20 protein-coding genes are annotated in these 24609 nt (G+C 72.6%); 9 read left to right on the forward strand and 11 right to left on the reverse strand.

What is annotated here, in order from left to right; translation table 11 throughout:
* The first annotated feature begins 625 nt into the window (after positions 1-625).
* Both FED44_RS33910 and FED44_RS33915 read left to right on the forward strand, forming a co-directional pair.
* Positions 626-1750, forward strand: coding sequence for an AI-2E family transporter (locus FED44_RS33910; protein ID WP_138463222.1), 1125 nt, complete (start codon positions 626-628; stop codon positions 1748-1750).
* Positions 1751-1850: 100 nt separating this feature from the next.
* Complete coding sequence (locus FED44_RS33915; RefSeq protein WP_117409155.1) at positions 1851-2261, forward strand: hypothetical protein; 411 nt, start codon at positions 1851-1853, stop codon at positions 2259-2261.
* 35 nt (positions 2262-2296) lie between these two features.
* On the opposite strand, the gene FED44_RS33920 is transcribed toward FED44_RS33915, so the two are convergent.
* From FED44_RS33920 to FED44_RS33930, 3 genes are all read right to left on the reverse strand, one after another.
* Complete coding sequence (locus FED44_RS33920; RefSeq protein WP_138463223.1) at positions 2297-3670, reverse strand: hypothetical protein; 1374 nt, start codon at positions 3668-3670, stop codon at positions 2297-2299.
* 443 nt (positions 3671-4113) lie between these two features.
* Positions 4114-5589 carry a carbohydrate-binding protein gene (locus FED44_RS33925; RefSeq protein ID WP_138463224.1) on the reverse strand — a complete coding sequence of 492 codons (1476 nt, stop codon included), beginning with the start codon at positions 5587-5589 and terminating at the stop codon, positions 4114-4116.
* A gap of 49 nt (positions 5590-5638) precedes the next feature.
* Entirely contained in the window at positions 5639-7093 is a 1455-nt protein-coding gene (locus FED44_RS33930; RefSeq protein WP_138463225.1) for a carbohydrate binding domain-containing protein, read from the reverse strand.
* Positions 7094-7739: 646 nt separating this feature from the next.
* On the opposite strand from FED44_RS33930, the gene FED44_RS33935 reads away from it, so the two are divergent.
* From FED44_RS33935 to FED44_RS33945, 3 genes are all read left to right on the forward strand, one after another.
* A complete protein-coding gene (locus FED44_RS33935) occupies positions 7740-10619 on the forward strand; it encodes an AfsR/SARP family transcriptional regulator (protein ID WP_138463226.1) in 2880 nt (959 codons plus the stop codon).
* Positions 10620-10874: 255 nt separating this feature from the next.
* A complete protein-coding gene (locus FED44_RS33940; protein WP_187406078.1) occupies positions 10875-12305 on the forward strand; it encodes an NAD(P)/FAD-dependent oxidoreductase in 1431 nt (476 codons plus the stop codon).
* Between the two features lie 70 nt (positions 12306-12375).
* Complete coding sequence (locus FED44_RS33945; RefSeq protein WP_138463227.1) at positions 12376-12714, forward strand: hypothetical protein; 339 nt, start codon at positions 12376-12378, stop codon at positions 12712-12714.
* Positions 12715-12762: 48 nt separating this feature from the next.
* On the opposite strand, the gene FED44_RS33950 is transcribed toward FED44_RS33945, so the two are convergent.
* From FED44_RS33950 to FED44_RS33960, 3 genes are all read right to left on the reverse strand, one after another.
* Positions 12763-13911: a glycoside hydrolase family 18 protein gene (locus FED44_RS33950; protein WP_138463228.1), complete on the reverse strand. Its 1149-nt coding sequence runs from the start codon at positions 13909-13911 to the stop codon at positions 12763-12765.
* A gap of 242 nt (positions 13912-14153) precedes the next feature.
* Positions 14154-14753: a hypothetical protein gene (locus FED44_RS33955; protein WP_138463229.1), complete on the reverse strand. Its 600-nt coding sequence runs from the start codon at positions 14751-14753 to the stop codon at positions 14154-14156.
* Complete coding sequence (locus FED44_RS33960) at positions 14750-16138, reverse strand: selenium-binding protein SBP56-related protein (RefSeq protein WP_138463230.1); 1389 nt, start codon at positions 16136-16138, stop codon at positions 14750-14752. Before FED44_RS33960 ends, FED44_RS33955 begins: the two co-directional genes overlap by 4 nt.
* A gap of 120 nt (positions 16139-16258) precedes the next feature.
* Here FED44_RS33960 and leuE point away from each other — a divergent pair, with 120 nt between their 5' ends.
* Entirely contained in the window at positions 16259-16981 is a 723-nt protein-coding gene (leuE, locus tag FED44_RS33965; RefSeq protein ID WP_111701923.1) for a leucine efflux protein LeuE, read from the forward strand.
* 19 nt (positions 16982-17000) lie between these two features.
* Here the strand turns inward: leuE and FED44_RS33970 are convergent, their stop codons facing one another.
* Positions 17001-17846, reverse strand: coding sequence for an LLM class F420-dependent oxidoreductase (locus tag FED44_RS33970; protein WP_138463231.1), 846 nt, complete (start codon positions 17844-17846; stop codon positions 17001-17003).
* 281 nt (positions 17847-18127) lie between these two features.
* Between FED44_RS33970 and FED44_RS33975 the strand changes: the two genes are divergently transcribed.
* On the forward strand, positions 18128-18769 hold the full coding sequence (locus FED44_RS33975) for a VC0807 family protein (protein ID WP_138463232.1): 642 nt from the start codon (positions 18128-18130) through the stop codon (positions 18767-18769).
* Positions 18770-18886: 117 nt separating this feature from the next.
* Here the strand turns inward: FED44_RS33975 and FED44_RS33980 are convergent, their stop codons facing one another.
* Positions 18887-19345 (reverse strand): nuclear transport factor 2 family protein, encoded by a 459-nt coding sequence (locus FED44_RS33980; protein WP_167521665.1) that lies wholly within the window; start codon positions 19343-19345, stop codon positions 18887-18889.
* A gap of 44 nt (positions 19346-19389) precedes the next feature.
* Between FED44_RS33980 and FED44_RS33985 the strand changes: the two genes are divergently transcribed.
* Both FED44_RS33985 and FED44_RS33990 read left to right on the forward strand, forming a co-directional pair.
* Positions 19390-20115 carry an SDR family oxidoreductase gene (locus tag FED44_RS33985; protein ID WP_138463234.1) on the forward strand — a complete coding sequence of 242 codons (726 nt, stop codon included), beginning with the start codon at positions 19390-19392 and terminating at the stop codon, positions 20113-20115.
* A 73-nt stretch (positions 20116-20188) separates the two neighbouring features.
* The gene (locus FED44_RS33990) at positions 20189-21082 is read left to right on the forward strand and encodes a phosphotriesterase family protein (protein ID WP_138463235.1); all 894 of its coding nucleotides are present in this window, start codon (positions 20189-20191) and stop codon (positions 21080-21082) included.
* 28 nt (positions 21083-21110) lie between these two features.
* On the opposite strand, the gene FED44_RS33995 is transcribed toward FED44_RS33990, so the two are convergent.
* Genes FED44_RS33995 through FED44_RS34005 form a run of 3 tightly spaced genes read right to left on the reverse strand, consistent with a single transcriptional unit; the run spans position 21111 to position 24568 of the window.
* Positions 21111-22190: a sensor histidine kinase gene (locus FED44_RS33995; protein WP_138463236.1), complete on the reverse strand. Its 1080-nt coding sequence runs from the start codon at positions 22188-22190 to the stop codon at positions 21111-21113.
* Positions 22187-22855 carry a response regulator transcription factor gene (locus FED44_RS34000; protein ID WP_138463237.1) on the reverse strand — a complete coding sequence of 223 codons (669 nt, stop codon included), beginning with the start codon at positions 22853-22855 and terminating at the stop codon, positions 22187-22189. Before FED44_RS34000 ends, FED44_RS33995 begins: the two co-directional genes overlap by 4 nt.
* Before the next feature lie 6 nt (positions 22856-22861).
* A complete protein-coding gene (locus FED44_RS34005; RefSeq protein WP_138463238.1) occupies positions 22862-24568 on the reverse strand; it encodes a serine hydrolase domain-containing protein in 1707 nt (568 codons plus the stop codon).
* Between the last annotated feature and the right edge of the window lie 41 nt (positions 24569-24609).

Consider the following 24609-nt stretch of genomic DNA (forward strand, 5'->3'; position numbering starts at 1 on the left):
ACGGGGTCATGCATGATTCATGCACTGGCTTTTAGCACACTGTTGAGTTCTCAAGAAACGGACGCGACCACCATCACCCAGAACCCTTGAACCAGGTCCCACGCTCCGGGGCGTTTCGTTTCGCTTGTGGTCTTAATCCTTCCCGACCGGCCATTCCGTGTCAAATCCGCCCTGTTCAGAACCGACTTGACCCGAAACCCGCCAACCGACAGGAATTCGACCGCCCCGTTTCCGGGGCAACCCCTCTAACTTACCCGAACCCTCACCCCGACGCAAAACCACCGGTTCGAAGACCCAGAAGCCACAGGAGACGCCGACCAACCGGCCGCGCACACACAACACAACCACCCAGGTGATCGAAGAGGAGTGCGCCGGACCGCGCCGACATCACAAGATTACCAGGCCCTGTCACCGTCTTGGCCCGGTTCGCGTCCAACGCACTCGCGCACGGATCTGTTCCCAGCTCAGTGCTGGGAGGGAAGTTCCGCGGAGCCGCGGGCCCCGGGTGAACGACGTGCCGCCCGGCTTCATTCCCGTCACGAGTCGCGTACACGCGCAGGGGCAGAGACAGGGGCGTGCTAGGACTGGTCCACCTTGGGTGGCGAAGAAGGGGTAGGAGCCGGACGTGATTCGACAGGGATTCCCTCGTGCCCTGATCGTGCTGGTCGGTACCGCGGCCGCGGTCATCACCCTCGCCGGTGTCCAGGCGGTGGGTTCGATCGTCGGCCCGGTCGTCCTGGCGCTGACGCTCGTCATCGCCGTCTCCCCGGTGCGCGGGTGGCTTGTCCGCCGCCGGGCCCCGGTGTGGCTGCAGGTGGCCGTACCCCTGGCGCTGGTGCTGCTGGTCCTGCTCGGCATGGTCGCGGTGCTCAGCATCGCCGCCGCGCAACTCGCCATCCTGGCGCCGACCTACACGGTCCAGTTCAACGCCATGGTCACCGACCTGCAGCACTGGGCCGCCGGCCTCGGTTACGGCAGCGACCAGCTCAACAAGGCCCTGTCGTCGCTCGATCCCGGCAAGCTGATCGGCGTCGCCCAGAGTCTGCTGAGCAGTCTCCTCGGCGTGTTGTCGAGCCTGTTCCTCATCGTCGTCCTGCTCCTGGCCATGAGCCTGGACGCCCCCGTCATCACGCGGATCGTCGACGCCGCCTCCACCGAGCGGCCGGCGCTCACCAACGCTCTCAAGACGTTCAGCTCCAAGACCCGCCGCTATCTGATCGTCTCGACGGTCTTCGGCCTGATCTGCTCGGTCCTCGACGTGACCGCGCTGTACATCCTGGACGTGCCGCTCCCACTGCTGTGGGGCGTCCTGGCCCTGATCACCAATTACATCCCCAACATCGGATTCATCCTCGGCCTCATCCCCCCGGCGCTGCTCGGACTGCTGGAGGGCGGGCCCAAGACGATGCTGCTGGTGATCGCGGCCTACATGGCGATCAACGTGGTGATCCAGTCGTTCATCCAGCCGAAGTTCCTGGGGGACGCCGTGGGCCTGTCCACGACGGCCACGTTCCTCTCGCTGATCGTCTGGGGATGGGTGCTGGGCCCGCTGGGCGCCCTGCTCGCGATTCCGCTGAGCCTGCTCGTCCGCGCTCTGCTCGTCGACAGCGATCCGGACGGCGCCTGGACCGCCGCACTCATCTCCGGGCGGCTGCCGGAAGGGTCTTCGCAACCCCGCCCCGATACGCGTCCCAATACGCACCCCGACCCGCGCCCTGGAACGCGCTCGGAGCAGTCCGGCGATCACTGACGGCTCTCCGGCCGGCCACGGGCCCGGCGCTCCCCGACACGGAGCGGTTCCGCAGGGTGCGGCAGGGGTACGGCGGGGTGCTCCGGCTTAGGGTCTGGTCATGCGGCGATGGGACGACGACGAGCGGCTGACCGGGATCACGGACGCCTCGGCGATGGAGCCACAGGTGCGGGCCCTGCTCGACGCGATGGGGAGGGACGGGTGGGTCACCGAGGAGCCCGAGGCGCACCTGCTCCCCCATCTGCGCCGGGCGTGCGGCTCGGAGTGGCTGCTCACCGGTGAACGTCTGCTCGACGACGGCGTGTACGAGGTGACGGTCTCGCTGGCCGGCGACAGGGAGGGCGTCCACGTGCACCGCGACGTGATCCGCCTGCTGTCGTCGATCGCCGAGACCGCCTTCTTCGTACGGGAGGCGGGGCCGGGCGTCTTCGAGTGCGTGACCGGGCGGCTCGACGGCGATCCGCCCGGTTACAAGAGCCATGGTCACCTGGTCCGGCTCATCGTGACCTGAGCGACCTTCGCGAGACCGAACCCGACCGGCCGGGCTCAGACGGCCTGTACGCGCGCTCTCCCGTCCGGCGAGGGCAACGGCGCGCCCTCGGCGTTCCTGCGCTTCCACGGGATGGCCGCCGCCAGCAGCGGGAAGACCAGCAGCGAACTGATCGCCCACGGCGCGTGCAGTTCCATCCACGCGGGCCCGTGGAACTGGGTGAGCACGATGTATCCGGCCGCGGCCCACAGCGTGCTGCCGAGGATCGCCGGCCAGGCCCAGCGGGTGGGCCGGGCGACCAGGAACGGCATGAACCACAGCAGGTACTGCGCGCCGAGGCGCGGCGTGAAGATCATGAACGACAGCAGGATGGCGATCGTGACGTCGACGGGGTCGGCCCTGCGCCACCAGACGAGGCAGGCGACGATCGAGGCGTAGATGAGGTACTGGCCGATCCGCGCCGGAGTCGGGTCGAGGTTCCAGTTGCCGCCGCTGACCAGCGCGGTCCAGCCCCAGTCTCCGGTGATCGGGCGGACGTCGCTGGGCCGCAGGCCGATGGTGTTCAGCACCTCCGGTAGCTGCCGCCACTCCGTCCAGCCGCCGATCGGGAGCGTCAGCAGGAAGAACACCGGCGGGACGGCGACGGCGACCAGCGAGACCAGCCGGCTGCGCAGCCCCGGCAGGAACATCAGCATCGCCGGGACGAGGATCACCGGCCAGCTCTTCGCGCACAGCGCGAGGCCCATGAGCACGCCCGCCCAGGCCGCCCGCCACATCGCCGCGCGGTCCTCCTCCGACGGGCGGACGAGCCTCCGGACGATCTCCCCCGGCGGGATCCACGGCAGCGGCAGTGCGCGGTCCGCGATCCGCAGGCGGGCCCACGGCAGCGGCTCCGGCCGCCGCCACTCGCCCGGGCCGCGCGCCACGACGTACGCCGCGACGCCGAAGACCAGCGACACCGGCTCGACCTGGCCGTGTACGGAGGCGACGAGGATCGCGAGGGGGCTGCAGGCGTACTGGAAGGCGCGCAGTTTCGCGGTCCGCCCCCCGGCCAGCCTGCCGACCAGCGGGATCAGCACGATGTCGGAGACGACCGTGACGATCCGGCCGGCGTAGTCCCAGGTGACGCCCAGCCACAGCAGCAGGCCGTACAGGTAGGGGATCATCGGCAGGAAGTGCCAGCCGCCGTTGCTTTCGAGCACCGGGTCGCGGCCGTCCACGATCGCCCGGCCCGCGGGCTGGAAGCTGTTGACGTAGTCGACCGGCTGGAACCTGGTGTCCTTCGCCGCGAGAATCATGATCAGCACACGTACGGCGATGCCGAGCGTCAGCGTGACGGCCAGAGACGGCCGCCAGCCCTTCCACTGGGCGACGAGCGCCAGTACGACGCCGGCGGCGAGGACGATGCTGGTGGGGATCGCGTATTCCATGACGGTGCCAAGCCTGCCCGACGAACGGCAAAACCCGCGACTCAAGGGCGTATTCGGTCGCCCGACCGTCGCGCTACGTCACCTTTCGGGGTACTGTGAGCACGGAGCGTAGCATTCAGGAGACCTCGATGAAGATTCGCCTCTGGATCACTCTTGTCATGGCCGTGATCGTCGGGATGTTGATCGGCCTGCTGGCCCCCACACACGGGGGCGACCGGCGCGACGCGTAGGGGGTGTCGGGCTCGCGGCGCCGGCCGCCTGCCGAGGAGCGCCCGGTCTCCCAGGGCGCGCGGCCGATGGGGTCGCGGGTTGCGTGGTCGTGTCGAGCGGCCCTCTCGAACGGCCCTGTCGAGCGGCCCTCTCGAGCGGCCGTGGCGGGGGCCGGGCCCGGTGTGCCGGGCCCGGCCCCTTTCACCAGGGCCTGCTTCTCCCGGTCGCCGGGGTCAGAAGCCCGCGGTGACCCGGGTGAAGTCCCAGTCGCTCTGCGCGATGCCGCTGCAGTTCGACACCACGCCGCCGCCCGGGCAGCCGCGGTCGCGGTTGACCGACCAGAAGGCGAGCCGGCCCAGGCCCTTCGACTTGGCGTAGTCGCGGATCTGGGTCCAGGTGGACACCGAGGTCAGCTCCTGCTGGTCGGACAGGCCGTTCATGCCGGAGATGCCCATGCGGGCGTACGCCTGGGCGTCGCTCCAGCCCCAGGCCGACTTGAGCGCGTTCTTCAGGCCCTCGGCCGCGTTGACGGTGTTCTGGTACATGTTCGCGCCGCCGCCGAAGTCGAACGGCATGATCGTGTAGTTGTCGATGTTCACGCCGAGCGCCTTGGACTGGTTGATGAGCCGCGTGCCCCACCAGCTCGGGCCGGTCGTGCTGGTGCCGAAGGTGACGACCACCTTGACGTTCGGGTTGTTCTGCTTGACGATCTTGAGCCCGCCGAGGATGCGGTCCTGGACGGCCTCGTTCTCGAACTCGTCGATGTTCTCGATGTCGAAGTCGACTGCGGCGGGGTTGTACGCGTTGATCACCTGCTGGACCGCCGAGGCGAAGGCGGACGAGCTGGAGCAGTTCGGGCCGAGCTTGTTGCCCTGCCAACCGCCGAAGGAGATCTGGACGTTGCCGCCGGCCGCCTTGATCTGCGAGATCGCGGTGGCGTCGGCGCTGCCGGACAGCGGGCGCGAGCCGTCCCACGCCGGGACGCAGCCGCCGCCGGAGAGCATGAAGGCCATCGTGAACTGCTTGACCCCGGTGGCGCTCATGACGGTGGCCGGGTTCGGCGGGTTGCCCCAGCCCTCGTACAGGTAGGGCGCGCCGGGAAGCTTGCCGCCGCTCGCGGGGCAGCCCGTGGTGGTGCCGGTCACCGACGCGCTCGCCGCGGACTCGCCGTTGTTGTTGTACGCCTTGACCGTGTACGTGTGGGTGGTGCAGGTGCCGAGGCCGGAGATCGTGGCGCTGGTGCCGCTGACGGTCGCCCGGACCGACGTGCCCTCGTAGACGCGGTATCCGGTCACCGTGCCGCTCGACGCCGACCAGGACAGCGAGATCGACGAACTGCCGGTGCCGGTCACGGACGGGTTGCCCGGCTTGCCCGGCGCGCCCGACGGCGGCGTCGGCGAGGGACTCTGCGATGGCGTGCCGCCGCCGACCGGCTTCCACAGCGCCGGGACGATCGGCGGCTCCCAGCCGGTCAGGGAGGTGTGCGCCTGGATGCACTCGTAGTCGACGCCCTGGTAGGTGACGCGGGCGCCGATGGCGTACCAGGTGTTCGGGGCCCAGGCGGGGTAGGCCAGCACGACCAGGCCGCTCGGGGCCGCCGAGGCGGAGGCGGTGGTTCCCGCGACCAGTCCGGCGACCGCCAGGAGGAGGGAGGCGACCAGGGCGAGCGCGGCCCTGACGTGCCGGCCCGTACGGAGGCGAAGCTGCATTCTTCCTCGCAAGGTGGGTTGGGGGGTGAGTGGGGGGATCGAGGAGGGCTCAGCCCGTGAAGGCCTTGAAGATGTTCGTGAACTCGTAGGCGGACTGGGAGACGCCGCTGCAGGTGGGCGAGAGGGTGCCGTTCGGGCAGCCGCCGTTGTCCCGGCCCACCGACCAGAAGCCGATCCGTCCCACGTGGTTCGCCTGCGCGTACGACAGGAGCGTGCGGGCGTCGGCCTGGTAGGTCACCTGGCCCGTGTCGTTCTTGCCGATCATCGGGGTGAGGCCGAGCATCCGCTTGATCTGCGCGTCGGTCTTCGACGGCCAGATCTGCTTCATCTGGGCCACGGTGGCGTTCGCCGCCCCGACCATCGCGGCGCCCCAGGAGCCGGAGTAGCCGAAGTCCATCAGCATCGGGTTGACCAGGACGTTCAGGCCCTTGGCCGCCGCGTCCTGGAGGATCTGCACCGAGAACGGATCGACGCCGTAGTCCTGGCCCTGCACCCGCAGCGTGTAGCTGATCACGGTGCCCCGCTCGGCCTGCAACTGCCTGAGCGCCGTGTTGACCTTGCCGGCGTCGATGGCCGCCTCGACGTCCACGTCGAGGTAGTTGGTGCCGACCGTGTCCAGCACCTTCTTGTACGCCGCGAGCAGCGCCGCCGAGGTGCCGCAGGTGTGCTCCAGGTAGGGCCCCACGGCGCCTCCGGTGGCCACGATCACCTGGCCGCCCCTGGCCTGCAGGGCCTTGACGTCGCCCACGATCCGCGCGTCGCCGATCGGGATCGTGCCGCCCCAGGCCGGGTTGCAGCCCGTGCTGTCCCCCAGCGCGAAGGCGAGGGTGTAGTTCTTCACCCCGGTCGCCGTGTACGCGCTGACCAGCGACGGCGTGGTCATCGTGATGTCGACGTACGGCGCGAAGGTGATGGCGCCCGGGTCGGGCGGCGGCCCGGAGGGCGACGGGCTCGCGCTCGGCGAGGGCGAGGGCGACCGCGACGGACTGGCCGAGGCCGACGGGGACGGCGAGGGCGCGGTGCCCGGGCCGTCGAGGACGACGTCGTCCGCGTAGTAGGTGCCCTGGCCGTACCAGCCGTTGAGGTAGACCGTCACGCTCGTCGTGGCGGATCCCGTGGTGAAGGACGTGGCCAGGCGCGACCACGCCGCCCCGGGCGCGCCCCATGTCTGGACTTCGACGGCGGCGCCGGTCGCGCCCAGGAACACGTAGTTGCCCTGGACCCAGGCCGACAACGCGTACGTCGTGGACGGCCTCACCGCGATCGTCTGCTGACACCGGGCGTAGTCGTTGCCGGCCGGCGTCGCCGACAGCGCCTTCGACCCGCCGTGCACCGGACTCGACACCACCTGCGCCGTCGGCGCGCACGTCCAGCCCGACAGGCCCGACTCGAAGCCCGGATTGGCGGCGATGTTCGCGGCCCGGGCCGTTCCGGTGAAGGTGCCGGTGAGCAGGGCGGCGAAGGCGAGGGACGCCGCCGTGGCGATGCCGACGAGCTTTCTCATGCGCGCCGTCCCGGGTGCGGGGCGAGGGTCGTGGAGGACGCGCGGCGCGGATTCGTGATCTGCATGGTCACAACCTCTGTGGGGGGTGAACGGGAGGTTGGCGGAGCTCCGTACGACCGGCGCCTGACGGAGGCGGCCGATCGGGGGACACCGGCCGTACGGAAGCCGGGAGCGCGACGGGACGCGAAGAGGAGGAGACGTCAGGGATGGGAAGAGGCCATGTCGGCTCCCGGGGGCGCTCTTTTAGGAAAGTTTCCTAAGAGTTGTACGGATCGTAGCCTCGTGGTCGCGGGTCCACAAGACCCAATTCGACAGCGTTCCTAACGGAGACTGTCAGGCCGGGGTCGAGGCCACGGGCGCGTTATGCGGGCGTTAAGGACGGGCTGTTCGTCCGTTAAGCGGACATCTCCCCCGCCGCGCCATACCTGCCACAGGAGCACGGACGGCGGCGACAAGCATCGACCGATCAAGGGAGTGTCCTGTGATCACGTTCGCGGCATTATTGCCTCATGGCCGAACCGGTGCCGTTAGACGGCTGCCCTCACGTCCCTCGGACGACGGTCCCCCGGGTGTCCCGCGGAGGCGCGCCGCCGCCGTCGCGCTCGGGGATACACGTCCCGGCCGGTGAACCGGGGAGGGCCCGGCGGTGAGCGTCGCCGAGAGCGTGCGGTTCGGGGTGCTCGGCACGCTGCGCGCGGAGGTGGACGGACGCCCGGCGCACCTCGGCGGTCCCCGGCAGCGGGCCGTGCTGGCGATGCTGCTGATCGCGCGGGGCAGGAACGTCTCCGCGGAGCGGATCCTCACGGACGTGTGGGAGGACTCCCGGCCGCCCTCCATGACGACCCTGCACGGATACGTCGCCGACCTGCGCAGGGCGCTGGAGCCGGAGCGGGCGTCCGGCGCCCCGGCCCGGCTGCTGGTGCGCGAAGGAGCCGGATACGCCCTGCGTGCCGCCCCGGCCATGGTCGACGCCGAGCGCTTCACGGACCTGGCCGCGCGCGGCCGGCGCGCGCTGGAGGACGGCGAGCCGGACCACGCCGCGGAGCTGCTCGGGCAGGCGCTCGCGCTCTGGCGTGGCCCCGCCTACGCGGAGGTGGCCGAGGCCGCGTTCGCGGTGCCCGACGCGACCCGGCTGGAGGAGCTGCGGGCCGCCGTGCGCGAGGACCGGCTCGCCGCCGTCGTCGCGTCGGGGCGGCACGTCGCCGCCGTGGGCGAGCTGGAGGCGCTGGTCTCCGAGCAGCCGCTGCGGGAACGCGGCTGGGAGCTGCTCGCCCTCGCCCTCTACCGGTCGGGACGGCAGGCCGAGGCCCTCGCCGCGCTGCGGAGGGTTCGCCGGCGGCTGGCGGACGAGCTGGGCGTCGAGCCCGGCCGCGGCCTGCGCGACCTGGAGGCGGCCGTGCTCGCCCAGGACCCCCGGCTGGCCCCGCCGCCCGCGCGGTCCGGCCCCGCGCGGTCCGGCCCCGCGCGGTCCCCGCGGGTCGCGGAGCCCCCGCCGTCCTCGGGCAACCTGCCGTTCGCGCTGTCCGGATTCGTCGGCCGCCACACCGACCTCGCGGCCGTCGCCGGCCTGCTGGAGGAGCACCGGCTCGTCACGCTCACCGGGCCGGGAGGGGTGGGCAAGACCCGGCTGGCCCTGGAGGTCGCCCGCGCCCGCGCCCACAACGGCACCCGCGACGGCGGCGACGGGCCCTGGCTCGTGGAGCTGGGCGCGCTGCGCGCCCCCGATCTGCTGGCGGCGACCGTCGCGACCACTCTTGGCCTGCCCGCCGCGTCGTCCGCCGAGCAGCTGGCCGCGATGCTCGCCGGGCGCGACGCGCTGCTCGTCCTCGACAACTGCGAGCACCTGCTGACTCCGGTCGCGACGCTGGCCCACACCCTGCTGACCCGTTGCGGAGCCGTACGGATCCTCGGCACGAGCCGCGAGGCTCTGGGCCTCACCGGTGAGGCGGTCTACGAGGTGCCGCCTCTGGACGCCGCCACGGAGGCCGCCGACCTCTTCCTCAGCCGTGCGTCCGCCGCCGTTCCCGGCTGGACGACGGGGCCGGACGACAGGGACAGGATCACCGCCCTGTGCGCGGGGCTCGACGGGATCCCGCTGGCCATCGAGCTCGCCGCCGCGCAGTGCCGCACGCTGTCCGTGGACCAGATCGCCGACGCGCTGGAGGACCGCTTCACCCTGCTCGTGGGCGGGCCGGCCGGGCGTCCCGACCGCCACCGGACCCTGCTGGACACGATCGCGTGGAGCGACCACCTGCTGCTGCCGGACGAACGCCTCCTCTTCCACCGGCTCGGGGTGCTCGGCGGCGGCTTCGACCTGGAGACGGCGGCCGCCGTCGGCGGGATCGCGCCCGTCCTCCCCCCGCTGTCGGCGCTGGTCCGCAAGTCGCTGGTCACCGCCGAGCCCGGTACGACGCCACGCCGCTACCGGATGCTGGAGACCGTGCGCCAGTACGCCCTGGCCGCGCTCTCCCCGGAGGAACTGGAGGAGACGCGGGCACGCCATCGCACCTGGGCGCTCGCGCGGGCCGAGAGCGTCGAACGCCACCTGCGCGGCCCGCAGGGCGCGGCGTTGCTCGACGGGCTGAGCCGCGACCAGCCGGAGTTCCGCGCCGCGTTCGCCTCCGCGCTGGCGGCGGGCGACGGCGACTACGCGCTGCGGCTGGGCGGCGCGCTCTTCTGGTTCTGGTTCCGGATGGGCCACGTGGCGGAGGGCCTGGCCTGGCTTTCGGAGGCGTTCGCGGCCGCCCCGGAGGCCGGGCCCGGTGTCCGCGCACGTGCCCGCTTCGCCATGACGGCGCTGCTCTACCTGGCCGGACAGACCGCGCGGTCCCACGAGGCGGCCCGTGCGGCCGTCGAGGAGGCCCGCGAGGCCGGTGACCCTGTGACGGAGGCGGGCGCCACCGCCTACGGCGCGTACACGGGCGTGCTGGCCGGCCTGCCGGTCGACGCCGCGGCCCTGACCGGGCGGGCCGTCGAGATCGCCCGGAACACCGCGCTGTCCTGGCTGGAGGCCGAGACGCTCATGGTGCGGGGCATGGCGCTGCGGGCCCTGGGAGATCTGCCGGCCGCCGACGCGGTCTTCCAGGAGGCGATCGCCGCCGCCCACGCCAGCGGCCACGACTGGGCCGCGGACGGCGCCGCCTGGTGCGACATGAAGACCGCTTCGGACCGCGGGGACGGCGACAGGGCGCTGGCCGTCGCGGGGGACCTCCTGGCGGCCATGGACCGCTACGGAGACATCTCCTTCTGGCTGGTGACGGTGCACAGCACGGCGCGGGCGCTGGCGCTGACCGGCCGGGCGGAGGAGGCCGCCGTGCTGATGGGGGCGGTGGAGGCGATCGGCGCCCGGGCAGGCGTGTCCCCTGAGCTGATGGACCCGCTGGACGGCCCGCGCGAGGCCGCCGCGGTCCGCGGGGCGCTGCCGCCGCACGAGTACGAGCGCCATGCCGCCCGCGGGCGGGAGCTGTCCCGGGAGGAGACGAGCCGGTTGGTCAGGACCCTGGTCCCGGGCCGCCGGTCCCGGTGACGCGGAAGACGGTCCTCCCGGCGACCACGGTCTTCCCAGCGACCCAAGCTCTCCCGATGTCCAGGGCCTCGCCGAAGGCCAGGACCTCTCCGTGACCAGGGCCTTCCCGCCGGCCGGCGCCTTCCCGGCCGCCGGGAACCACTGGGAAAGCCGCTGGGAAAGCCGGTTCCCAGCGGCCCCCCAGCGGGCCCGCACATCCTCGTCTTCGTGAGCAGGCGCCGCCCTCACCCGGGCGGCCTGACGACGAGGAAGACCATGATCAAGCGAGTGACGCGCACCCCGGCCGAAATCCGGCCGGACAGGCACGCCGTCGTCGCCGGGGCGGGAATCGGCGGGCTGCTGGCGGCCCGGGTGCTGACCGAGACGTTCGGCCGGGTCACGGTGATCGACCGTGACGAGCTACCGGACCAGGGCGTCCCCCGGCGGGGGGTGCCGCAGGGCCACCACGCCCACGGGCTGCTGTCCCGGGGCTGCGAGATCCTCGAGGACCTGTTCCCCGGGCTGACCGCGGACCTGATCGCCGCGGGCGCCACCCCCTGTGACATCCAGAACGACGTCCGCTGGTACAACGACGGCCGGCGGCTGCGGTCCGCTCCCTCGCGGATGCGCGGCCTGACGGTGAGCAGACCGCGGCTGGAGGCGTCCCTGCTGTCCCGGGTCGCGGCCCTTCCCGGCGTGACGATCCTGGAACGCCGCGAGGTGGTCGAACCGGTCACCGGCTCCGGCGGCGCGGTGACCGCCGTGCGGCTGGCGGGCGCCGGTCATGAGGCGGGGCACGGGCCGGAGGAAATGCCCGCGGACCTCGTGGTCAACGCCACGGGCCGGGGCAACCGGGGCACCGAGTGGCTGCGCCGGCTGGGGTACGAGCCCGCTCCCGAGGAGCGCGTCGACTCGCGGCTGGTGTACGTCTCGCGCGAGTACCGGCGCCGTCCCGGTGACGCCGAGTTCGTCGCCCTCATCGTGGGGCACACCGCGTCGGTGCCGAGGGGCGGGGTCGCGCTCAGCGGGGAGGGCGACCGCTGGCTGGTCACCCTGTTCGGCATGGGCGACGACGTGCCGCCCGTCGACCCGGACGGCTACCACCGCTTCGCCGCCCGGCTCCCGGTGCCGGACCTGCACCTCCTCCTGGAGCGCCTGGAACCGCTCAGCGAGCCGCGGCTGATGCGCATTCCGGTGAGCATCCGCCGCCGGTACGAACGGCTGGACCGTTTCCCCGAGGGCTACCTGGTCTTCGGCGACGCGCTGTGCCAGTTCAACCCGTCGTACGGGCAGGGCATGACGGTCGCCGCCTGCGAGGCCGCCGCGCTGCGCGAATGCCTGGCCGGCGGCGGGGGCGCCGGCCTGGCCCGCCGCTTCTTCGAGCGCGCCGGGCGGATCATCGACGTGCCGTGGGACATGTCGGTCGGCGGCGATCTGCGGTTCCCCTCAGTCGAGGGACCGCGCACCCCGCGCACGAAGCTGCTGAACCGCTACATCTCCCGGCTGCACGTGGCGGCGGAGGCGGACCCGGTGGTCGGGCACGCGTTCCTCAGCGTCGCCAACCTGCAGGCGCCTCCGCAGCACCTGATGTCTCCGGGCGTCCTCGCCCGGGTGCTCCGGCCGCGGGCCGGCCGCACCCCGACATCACCCCCGGCATCACCCCCGGCGGACCCCCGGGCCACGCCCCGGGACCAGGTCCCGGCCTGAACGGCTCACCCGAGCCCTGTCTCCCCACCAGAGCGGTCCCCAAGGGGACCGGAAAGAAAGGACACCTCTCATGATGAAGCGCACCTCCATCCGTCTCGCCCTCGCCGCCGCCGCCGTCGCCGGTGGGCTGGCCGCCGCCTCCGCCCCGGCCCTGGCGGCCACGGGCGTCACGGCCAACTCGGGCCGGGTCGCCCCCGGCGCCACCGGGACCTTCCTGGCGATCTGCCCGTCGTACGCGCCGCACATGCTGGCCGACACCATCAAGATCACTGCCCCGGCGGGGGTGGCGATCTCGACCAGCCTGACCCGCGACTCCGACGTCTTCCACCGCGACCTGCTCAAGGTGACGGCCGTCAACGGGACCGCGGCGAGCGCCTACGTGGCCGTCACGGCCTCGTGCACGAGCTGATCTCTCCTCCCCGGCCGGCGCCCGCCCGGGCACCGCGCCGGAGCGCGTTCAGCGGAGGATGGTGCCCTCGCGCAGGGCGTGCCGTCCTCCGCTCTGGACGGTGACGAAGTCGACCACTCCGGTCAGCTTCTGCAGGTCGAAGCCCGCCTTGACGCGGTCCGGCTCGGCCGGCACGTAGACCGTGAGCAGGTAGCGGCGGCCGTTGGCCGCGCCGAGCGCGTCGAGTTGCGCGCGGAACTCCGCAAGCAGGGCCGTCAGGTGACGCTTGTCCTCAGCGCCGACGTGGTTGCCCAGGTGGCCCTCGCCGCCGGGCCACTCCCAGTCGACGTCGATGCCGTCGAAGACGCCCGCGGCGCTGCCGGGGCCGCCGCGGCTGCCCACGCCCGGCAGGTCACCCCTGATGTACGCGTCGAGGCACGACTTGACGAACCGCTGCCGGGTGGCGGCGGTGCGCGCGACGTCCGAGAAGTACTTGGAATACGTCCAGCCTCCGATGGAGATGAGCGTCCTCAGGTTGGGGTGCCGGGCCTTCAGCTTCTTCAACTGGTTGAAGTTGCCGGCGAGCCGGGCGTCCGGCGGATCCGCCCTGCCGTCCAGCGACTCGGCCGCCGTGAAACCCCGCTGGTAGTCGGCCCAGGCGTCACCCGCGCCGTCGCCCTGGTCGGGGTCCTCGGGGTCGGGCGCGGGCGGCCGGGTGACACCGGCCAGACAGGTCAGCGACGTCGGGTCGATGTTCGCGAAGGCGTAGACGGCGTGCGTCAGCCGGCTCGCCTGGCCGCTCTCCTCCAGGTCGTGCACGGTCGACGTGGCGCCGTACGCGCCGCGCTGGGGGACGTACCCGACCCTGATCGGGCGCGGCGAGGGGGAGGGTTTGGGAGAGGGTCTGGGGGTGACCGTCACGGTGACCGTCACCTCGGGCATGGGCACGGACTCGCTCTCCAGCCGGGCCGCCGCGGCCTTCACCGGCACCATCGCGCCCTGCGCGGCGCCCCGTATCGAAACCTGTGCCGGAGCCGCCGCCCTGACGGGCGGCGCGGCGGCGGGTGGCGCGACGAGACGCGGCTTCACCTGCGTGTTCCGCGCGGCGGGGGCGGCGGTCCCGGTTGCCCGGGCCGGGTCGAAGCAGGCGATGAACAGAGCGGAAAGTACGGCCGACAGGACCACGACGGTGAAGACGCCACGCGTGATCGCTTGCATGGTTGCTCCGAACGGAAAAGGGACCTCCGGCGTCGAAACGCCGAGGGAGGGAATGCCGCGGGAGCGTAGTGACGTCTTCGACCGGCGGACAACCGGCCCAGCCTTAAGGCCGGGTTATGCCCAGCTCATGCCCCAGGCGGGCACGTTCCAGCGGGCCGGCCCGCTGTGTCCATCATGCCCGTCATCTCTGCAAATTTCACTCGTGCGGCAGGGAGCGCGCGCACGCGGGCCGATCCCTGCGGTCAGACGGCGGCGACGAGGGTGAAGACGCCCGCGCCGACCAGGGCGAAGGCCCACATCCGGTCGAGGTTGAACCAGGCCCGGCGCAGGACGGCGACGCCGACGAACTCGAACACGACCACCGCGACCGCGGTCGCCGTGAGGAACATCGCGAGCGTGTGCACGCCCGCGACGAACAGCCCGCCGGACAGCGCGTGCCCGTGGTGCCCTGCGGGCATCCGGGTGAGGACGGGGAGCAGCATCAGCCCGGCGCCGTGCACCGACGACATCAGGAACGACCAGGCGGCCAGTTGCGGCAGCGACAGCCGCATGCCCACCCAGCGGAAGTGCCGCCGGGCGAGCAGGTGCCACAGCCCGAACCCGACGAGCAGGATCCCCGCCCCGATCGCGAGGGCCGTCCCGGTCACGAGCGACCCGGTCGCGGACACCACCGCCACCACGAGGGCCACCGACGCGAGGTGGCCCAGCGCGATGACCGGGAGGGACTGCAGGAGCAGGTCGCGGCTGCGCTCCTGCAGTCCCCGGGCGACGGCGAACAGCCAGCCCATCGCGGGGTTGATCCCGTGAAAGGCGCCGAGCAGGATGACCGCGGTCAGCGTCACGGGTAGCAGTAGGAGTCGGAGGACGCGTCGCCGCCCTGCAGCCGGGTCTGGTGCGGGCGCAGGCCGCGGAAGTCGTCGCCGTGCGGGAAGAACCGCTCGTCGAGCGTGAAGCCGTCCGCGTCGATCTTCGCCATCCACGCGCCGACCCCGTCCGGGTAGAACTGGTCGTCCCAGGCGCCGTAGAGGGAGTTGGTGACGTAGACCCGGCGGCCGTCGCGGCTCACCTCGACCATCTGCGGCCCGCCGGCGAGGCGCTCGTCCGGGGCGGCGGGGTGGGCGGCCCTGTCCACGATGCCGCCGAGGCGGATCGAGCCGATCTCGACCGGCTTGAACGGGTCGGACACGTCGTACTGCTTGAGCTCGCCGGTGCCCCAGCACGACACGTACAGACGCTGGTCGTCCACCGACAGGTCGATGTCGGTGACGAGCGGCGGCACCGCGCCGAACGGCTTCAGCACGTCGGGCAGGTCGTCCGGCGACGCGGGCTCGGCCGGGATCGTGATGACCTTGGTCGCCGCCCAGCGGGAGCCCTCCTTGTGCCACACCCACACCGAGGCCGACAGGTCCTCGACGCTGACGACGACCCCGGCGAAGCCGTACGTCTTCGTCGGGTCGTGGGCGGGGCGGAGCTCCAGCGTCATCTGGTGCTGGTCGCCGAGGTCGACCTCCTGGACGTGCCGGCGCTTGCGCAGGTCCCAGAAGTGCAGCTTGTGGCCGTACTTGCGGCCGAGCAGCAGTTCGCCGACCACGCCGTCCTCGATCATTGAGGGCGTGCCCCACTCGGAGGTGACCAGCACGTCGTGGTTGATGTGCCACCAGAAGTCGTAGGCGAGGTACTGCGGGCCGCGGTCGACCTCCCACCTGCCGAGGACCTCGAAGGTGTTGTGGTCGAGGATGGCGATGCCGCCCGGGCCGTCGTCGCCGTAGCCGCCGAGCGCGCTGACGTACAGCCCCTCGGGGCCGCAGTGGACGGTGTGCGGGCGGGAGTAGCCGGCCCGCTTGCCCAGCTCCTCGGGCTCGACGACCTTCACGAGCTCGGGACTGACCCGGTCCTTGGTGTCGTACACGTAGATGCGCGACGACCGCAGGCCGGGGACGATCAGGTAGCGCCGCTCCACGTGGGGGTGCGGCGCATACGGGCAGAGGGCGCTGCTGCAGGCGTTCCAGCCGAAGTGGTGCAGCTCGTCCCCCGTGTGCGGCAGGTCCGTCCAGCCGACCACCGTCCCGTACGCCGAAGAGGCGGGGTCGGTGTCGAGCACGGCGAGCGCGTCGGGCCGCTGGGCCGACCGGTCGAAGGCGGCCACGTAGGCCAGCTTCTCCGGCGGCGCCTCGGCGGCGTCGCGGGGCGAGGGATAGAAGGTCGGATCGGGCTTCCACAGCGTCATGGAGTCAAGAATTGTCCTTATTACCCACAGGGTCAATAGGGATCTTCGGTGTCTTATCCTGCCGTGACCACAGACGGTGATGACCTATACCCTGACTTATCTCGCTTTACGGAGGCAGGGTTGTTCTTCGGCATCACCAACATCTGGACCTACGTGGTCGGCTCGTTCCTGATCATTCTGCTGCCCGGGCCGAACTCGCTGTTCGTCCTGTCCACCGCCGCCCAGCACGGGATCCGGCGGGGCTACCGGGCGGCCGCCGGGGTCTTCGCCGGCGACTCGGCGCTGATGTTCCTGTCGGCCGCCGGGGTCGCGTCGCTGCTCAAGTCCACGCCGGTCCTGTTCACGATCGTGAAGTACTCGGGCGCGGTCTACCTCGGCTGGATCGGCTTCGGCATGCTGCGCGGCGCCTGGCGCTCGCTGCGCGCCTCCCGCGCCAGAACCTCACCGCCCGGGACCACGGCCGGGACGGCGCCCGGGACGACGACGGGAGGCGCGGCCGTCGCTCCGTCCTCCACCCCGGCCGGGGCGGCCGGTGAGGGGCGCGACCCGTTCCGGAAGGCGCTCACGATCAGCCTCCTCAACCCCAAGGCGATCCTGTTCTTCGTGGCCTTCTTCGTGCAGTTCGTGGACCCGTCGTACGGCGCGCCGGCGCTGTCGTTCCTGATCCTGGCGCTGATCGTGCAGGTGTTCAGCGTGACCTACCTGACCACCCTCATCTTCGGCGGCACGTTCCTCGCGGCGCACTTCCGCCGCCGTCGCAGGCTCGCGGCCGGGCTGACGTCCGGGGTGGGCGCGCTCTTCCTGGGCTTCGGCGCCAAACTGGCCACCGCCACGCTGAACTGATCGCGCCGGGGTCACGAGCTCACTCGCCGTGCGCTTCGGCGAGTGCGGTCTCGAAGGCGTCCATCTCCCGCTGGACCCGGTCGTAGCCGGCCGACGGCAGCCAGGCCATGACGCGGGAGACCCCCGCCTCCTCGCACCGCTCCAGCGCGCCGGGGTCCGCCGGGACCGCCAGCATCACGACCTCGACGCGCCGGCCCGCCTCCTCCGCCCGCCGGAACAGTTCGGGGATCCGCTCCAGAATCCCCGGGCCGTAGTTGGGCAGCCAGGCGTCCCCGTACTCCAGGACCCGGTCGAACACCCGCGGCCCGACGCCGCCCACGAGGATCGGCGGGTGCGGGCGCTGGGCCGGCTTGGGCCAGGACCAGACGGGGTCGAACGACACGAACTCCCCGTGGAACTCCGCCTCGTCGCGGGTCCAGATCTCCCGCATGGCCTGCACGCGCTCGCGCATCAGCGCGAACCGGCGGGCCGGGTCGGTCCCGTGGTTGCGCATCTCCTCGCGGTTCCAGCCCGCGCCGATGCCGAACTCGAAGCGCCCGCCGGTCAGGTCGTCCACGCTCGCGACCGTCTTCGCGAGGCCGATGGGCTCGTGCTCCGGCACCAGGCAGATGCCGGTGCCCACCCGCAGCCGGGTCGTCGCGGCCCCGGCCGCCATCGAGGCGACGAACGGGTCGTAGGTGTGCCAGTAGCGCCGCGGCAGTTCGCCGCCCCGCTCGTCCTTCGGCGCCTCGCCGCCGGGTGGCACGGGAATGTGCGTGTGTTCGGTGAACAGCAGCGCCGCGTGGCCGCGCTGCTCCACGAGGCGGGCGAGCGTATCCGGACGAACCGCATCATGAGTTGCGAAGTACCCGAATCCCGTATTCATCTCGTCACCGTAACCCGCGTCCGTGTTCACGGGGGAAGCGGCCCGAGTCGCGTGACGAAGCGATGACCAGTGCGTTCGTTCCGTCGACGGACTCTCAAATGACATGCCGCATCGGTATCGGATGTCACCTCAGACAGTGCTTCCGGCCCGTCAAGGCCGTACCGTCAGGTACGGTAAGCCACCGATGCAACACCTTTCCTGGGCGTTTCCGACCGCGATGTCCGGGTAGGCGCGTTTGCCAACTACAGCGTCGGTCTCCCCCGCCGGCCCGTTGGAGTGTCATGAACCACACGCCCTTCGCCATGCCCAGGCTCACCGCCCTGATCAAACAGGCGGTCCCCCGGCTCCTCGAAGGCGTGGTGGCTCCTCTCGCCGTGTTCTACGCGGCGCTCGCGGTGCTCGGCCTGCGCGGCGCGCTGATGGCCGCGATCTCCTGGGTCTACCTGGGCGTGCTGTGGCGGCTGGTGCGCCGCCAGCCGGTGCCCGGCACCATGATCTTCGCCGCAATCGCCATCACCGTACGGACGGTGCTCGGCCTGTGGAGCGGCAGCGCGGTGGTCTACTTCATCCAGCCGGAACTCGGCACGATCGTCATCAGCATGGTGTTGCTGGCGTCCGTCCGGATGCGCCGCCCCCTCGTGGAGAAGCTGACGCTCGACTACATCCACCTGCCGTCGTTCGTGCTGCGGCACCAGCGCGTCCAGCAGTTCTTCGCCCGGATCACGCTGCTGTGGGCGTTCGTCCTGCTGGTCAACTCGAGCGTGAGCATCTGGCTGCTGCTGCACCAGTCGATCGGCACCTACCTGCTGGTGCGGACGACGGCCGTGGCGGTCATCACCGGGATCGCGTTCCTCGCGTCCGTCTGGGCGTTCCGCCGGGTCCTGCGGCGGCTGCACACGGAGGCCCCGGCGGTCACCGGTTAGCGACGGCCGCCCTCGACCGGGCTGGACGGGCTCCTGGCCGGCCGCGCCTCTCCCGGCTGAGGCGCGGGCCCCGGCATCGCGTGAGCGGCCACTTCGCCCCCCGGCGGCCGCGGGATCTCAGTCCATCGTGTGGGCGCGCACCGCCTCATCGCCCCGGGTGTGCCAGGCGTCGAACGTCAGGGCCGTGACCTTCCAGCCCTCGGCCTGCCGTACGAGCCCGAGCCGGTAGACGCCCCACACCTCCCACAGGCCGCCGCCGAGCCCCTCGTCGAGCACGTTGTAGGCGTAGCCCTTCGCGGTCACGTGCGCCTCGGCGCCGTCCACGGTCACCGCGAAGTTGCTCACGGTGTGGAAGCTCTGCTTGCGGGCGTGCAGCCCGGTACGCCAGCCGTCCACGAGGGCGTCGGCGCTGATCCGGGCCGGCTCCCCGCCGTTCAGGCTGGTGAAGTCGACGTCGACCCACTCGTCGAACAGTTCCCGGCACACCGGCCAGTTCTTTGCGTCCACGGTGTCGAAGACTGCGGTCACCACGTCCACGATCTCGGCGCGGTCGACCAGTGCGGCGATCTGATCCATGCGCCCCATCATGCCCATGAGATCGTGTGATAGGCACGGTTCCCATGGGAATCGCACTTGTCACCGGCGCCTCGCGAGGGCTCGGCGCCGTCATCGCGGAACGGCTCGCCGCGGACGGCTGGCACGTCGCCGTCAACTACGCCAACGACACCGCCGGAGCGTCCGCCGTCGCCGACCGCATCACCGCCGCCGGCGGCTCGGCGGCCCCGGCCCGGTTCGACGTCACCGACGAGCAGTCGGTACGGGAGGGCGTGGCCGCGCTCGGGCGGGTCGACGTCGTGGTGAACAACGCCACCGGCCCGCAGCCGATGATGCCGGTGGAGAAGCAGACCTGGGACGACCACCTCGGCCAGCTCCGCTTCTTCGTCAAGGCCCCGCTGCTGCTCCTGCAGGCCGTGCTGCCCGGCATGCGCGAGGCCGGCTCGGGCCGGATCGTGAACGTGGGGAGCGAGGTCGCCGACCTCGGCAACGCCGAGTTCGGGCACTACGTCTCGGCCAAGGCCGCGATGCACGGGCTCACCCGGTCGTGGGCGCGGGAGCTGGGGCCGTACGGGATCACCGTCAACACGGTCGAGCCCGGCTGGATCCCGGTGGAGCGCCACGCGGACGTGCCGCCCGAGGACTACACCGGCTATCTGCGTGACGTGCCGCTGGGACACATGGGCGTGCCGCTCGACATCGCCGAGGCGGTGGCGTTCCTGGCCTCCCCCGGCGCCCGGTTCGTGACGGGTCAACGCCTCGCCGTCAACGGCGGCAGGACGATGAGCTGACCAAACCTCGAGAGAGGTAAAGAATCTGGAGATCCAGAGAGGGTTTCGTCAAAAAATGAGTTAATGTCCGTTCATGTCCGGCGCATATTTCCCCCGCATCCAAACCGTCACCGGCGCCCTTCCCGTCTCTGAGATCGACGGGCCGGTGCTCCCCCACGAGCACCTGCGCACCGACACCCGCTGGGGGATCGGCGTGGACTCCGATCCCGCCCGGTGGCTGGACGAGGAGCGGTACGTGCTGGCCGAGATCAAGGATCTCGGCAGGGGCCGGGAGCTGGGTCTCGTCGTCGAGCACAGCTGCGTCGGCATGGCCCGCGACCCCGCGTCCCTCGCCCGGATCTCCATGGGCGCGCGGGTCCCGATCGTCGCCGCCACCGGCTTCGCCGCCCAGCCGTTCGCCGGCGCGGCGATCACCCGGTACGGCGTCGACGACCTGACCGCGGACCTGCTCCACGAGATCGGCGCCGGGCTGGACGGGACCGGCGCCCGGCCGGGCGTCATCGTCGCCGCGTCGTGGGACGAGACGCCCACCCCCGCCGAGGAGCGGGCGGTCACGGCCGCCGCCCGGGCCTCGCTGCGCACCGACCTCCCGGTGGCCGCCGGCGGGCTGGAGCTGCTGGAACTGCTGCTCTCCCAGAACGTGCCCGCCCAGCGGCTCAGCGCCCCGGGCGCCGACACGCCGGCCCAGCGCAAGATCGCCGAGACCGGCGCGTACGTGAGCGTCTCCGGTGCGGAGGACGTGCTCACCCTCCTCGACGCCGGTCACGCGGAGCGCATCCTGGTCAGCAGCGGCGTACGGCTGCGCGAGCACCTCGCCGGTTACGGCGGGCAGGGGTACGGCCGGCTGTTCTCCTCGGTCGTCCCGGCCCTGCGGGCGGCAGGGGTGGACGACGTCACCCTCCGCCTCGTCACCCGCGACAACCCCGTCCGCTGGCTCACCGCCGGCCAGGGCCGCCTCGCCGCCTGACCACACAGCCCGACCACACCGCCTGATCTCACCGCCGTACCTGGCCGCGCGGGCGGCGCAGGGTGAGGCGGAAGGCGCAGCCCGGGGCGCCGGGATCGCCGGACACGACAGTGAGGTCGCCCCCGTGGGCCCGGGCGATCTGCCGGGCGATGGGCAGGCCGAGGCCGGTGCCGGGCACGTCGCGATGGCCGCGCCAGAACCGCTCGAACACGCGCTCCCGCTCCTCCTCGGGAATGCCCGTCCCCCGGTCGGCGACCGTGACCACGGCCAGGCCGGGCGTGAGGCCGATCTCCACGGTCACCGGCGTGCCCTCCGGGCCGTAGCGGACGGCGTTGTCGACGAGGTTCGCGAGGGCGCGGGTCACCGTGGCCTCGTCGACCGGGCACACGGCCTCCGCCGGGCCTGCCAAGGACAGCGTCATCCGCTTCCCGGCGGCCAGGACCTCGGCCTGCCGGAGCACGTCACGCGCCACCTCCATGAGGTCGGCCGGCCGGTGGTCGAGCGTACGGGCGCGTCCGCGGGCCTCGGTCAGCAGGTCGTCGACGGTCGCCCGCAACCGCCGCGCCACGCTCTCCGAACGGCGCAGCCCGTCGCGGTAGACCTCCAGGGTGGGCCGGGGGTGGGCGAGCAGGACCTCCGCGTTGGTCATCAGCACCGACAGCGGGCTGCGCAGCTCGTGGCTCGTCTCCTCCAGCAGCCGCCGCTGGGCCGCCGCGGCCGCCGCCAGCCGGTCCAGCATCGCGTCGAACTCGGCGGCCAGCGCCACCACCTCCAGTGGGCCGTGGCCGAGCCCGATCCGGCGGCTCAGGTCGGTGCCGCCGATCTCCCGGGCCACCGCGCGGACCCGGTTGATCGGGGCGACGGCCCGTCCCGCCCACCACCAGGCGGCCGCGGCGGCGGCCGGGGCGAGCGCGAGGAGGGTCCAGGAGAGCCACGGCAGGCGGTGCGCCGAGGCGCTGCGCAGGTGCTCGGCCCCGTTGAGCGCCTGCGCGGTCGTCTCGGTGTCGGTCAGCAGGACCACGCCGAACAGCACCAGCGGCGGGACGTAGAACCCCAGGAAGGCGAGCACGGCGAGCCGGACGCGGAGCGAGCGCCAGGGCCGCGTCACGGTCCCTCCAGGCGGTAACCGGCGGCGGTGACGGTGGTGATGACGGGCGGGTCGCCGAGCTTCCTGCGCAGCCGGCTGAGGATCACCCGTACCGAGGTGGTGAAGGGGTTGGCGTTCGCGTCCCACACGTGCTCCAGCAGGTCCTCGGCCGACAGCACCCGGCCGGGGTGGTGCATGAAGTAGCGCAGCAGGGCGAACTCGCGCGACGTCAGCTCCAGCTCGTCGCCCGCCCGCCAGGCCCGGTGGGTGACCTGGTCGAGCTCCAGGTCGCCCACCCGCAGCAGCGAGCCGTGCTGGTCGCCGCGACGGCCCAGCGCCCGCAGCCGGGCCACCAGCTCGGCGAAGTGGAACGGCTTGACCAGGTAGTCGTCGGCGCCCGCGTCCAGCCCCGCGACGCGGTCGCCGACCGCGTCACGGGCGGTGACGACGAGCGTTCGCCGGGGGCGGCGCAGGTGCGCGTCGCCGGCGAGCCGGCGCAGCAGGTCCAGGCCGTCGCCGTCGGGCAGCCCCAGATCGAGGCAGGCCACGTCGTAGGAGGTGACCCGCAGCGACTCCTCGGCCTCGCGGTACGTCGCCGCCACGTCCACGGCGTACGACTCGTTGCGCAGGCCGAGGGCGACCAGTTCCGACAGCTCGGGGTCGTCTTCGACGAGGAGCACGCGCACGGCGGGTCAGCCGGACCGCTCGGCGGTGACGGTGCCGGACGCGCCGGTGACGGTCATGCGGCGGCCCTCGAACGCGACCTCGACGCGGGGGCCGGTGCCGGTGGGATCGTCCGGGCGGAACCGGCCGGCGCCGCCCGACGGCACGAGCGTCAGCGCCGGCGGCTTCGCCGGGACCTCGGCGGCCATCACCCCGCCCTGCTCGTTGACCGCGTACCAGGCCAGGACCGGCCCCCTGCCGGTGGTGAGCGTGACGTACGTGCGGGTGTCGGCGCCCTTCGTGACCGTGCCGGCGAGCGTGAGCCCCGACACCGCGCCGAACGCCTTCCCAAGGGAGGCCCGTTCCCTGCGGCCCTCCTGGGTCCGGCCGTTCAGCAGCGCCAGCACCCGCTGTTCGTGCGCGCGCAGCGCCGCCTCCGTCACCTCCGGGCCGGGCGGCGCCAGCGCGCGGACCGCGCCAGCCCCGGTCGCGGAGACGGTCAGCCTGCCCCCTTCGGCGGACACCTGGAACCCGCCTCCCCTCTCCAGCCGGTACGTCCCGACCATAGCCGCGAGATCGCCGCCGCGGGCGGGGCCCGCGGCAGTGGTGGCGGGGCTGGGCGCGGGCAGCGGGCGGCCGGCCAGCAGCGCCGGTCCCACCGCCCGCAGCAGCGCCTCGGCCGGCAGCTTCGCGGTGTTCGACGCGATGGCGACCACGCGCCGCTGGGCCGGGACCCAGGCGACGACCGCGTTGTGGCCGACGTCGCCACCGCCGCCTGCGGCGCTCAGGAACCGCTCGCCGTAGACCGACCGGTCGAAGGCGACCCAGCCGGGCGTCTCGGACCTGCCGTTCCCCAGCGGCCACCCCGGGCGGGCGACGAGTCCGGCCGACGCGGGCGTGACCACCCGGCCGGTGAACAGCGCGTACGTCCACTCCGCCAGATCGGGCATGGTCATCGCCAGCCCGCCGTTGCCCTCCGCACCCCAGTACGGCCCGGCGAAGCCGCCCTGGTGTCCCGGCTTGCCGTCGTCGAGGTAGCCGACCGCTCTCGGGCCCGGCGCGGCCGGGCGCCCGTCCCAGAACCCGCCCGCCGTACGACCGCCGGGCAGCCGCAGGACGGCGGAGCCCACGTAGTCGCGGTAGCCGCGGCCCGACAGGCGTTCGACGACGAGGGCCAGCAGGGTGTATCCGGCGTTGGAGTAGACGTACCCGGTGCCCGGCGGGAAGGCGAGCTTCAGCCTGCCGATCGCGGCCAGCGCCGCGTCCGGCGACAGCGGCTCGTAGTCACCGCCGTGGGTGCCGTTGAGCCCGCTCGTGTGCAGCAGAAGCTGCCTGACCGTCGCGCCGGCCACCGGGCCGCGCAGCCGCGGCAGGATCGCGCCCACCCGGTCGTCGAGCGACAGCCGCCCCTCGTCGGCGAGCCGGAGGATCGCGGCCGCGGTGACCGCCTTGGTCACCGAGCCGATGCTGAACACCGTGCCGGGCGTGTTCGGCCGGTGGGCGGCGGCGTCGGCCGTGCCGTACGCGGCGCGGCACTCGAACGCGCCGTCCCGGAGTATCGCGACCGACCCGCTGAACCCCGCGTCCGCCCAGGCCCCGAACGCGCGGCCGAGTGCGGGGGCGCACGCGGGCGCCTCAGGGGTACGCGCCGGGCGGCCGGGCCCGGCGCCGCAGGCCGTCAGGAGCAGGGAGGCGACGGTCAGTCCCGCCGGCAGTCCCACCAGGAGTCTTCGCATGCGGGAAACGTACGGACCCCCGCGCGAACCTGATGTGAACG

Origin of the sequence: Microbispora triticiradicis (assembly GCF_005864065.1) — a bacterium.
Classification (GTDB): domain Bacteria; phylum Actinomycetota; class Actinomycetes; order Streptosporangiales; family Streptosporangiaceae; genus Microbispora; species Microbispora triticiradicis.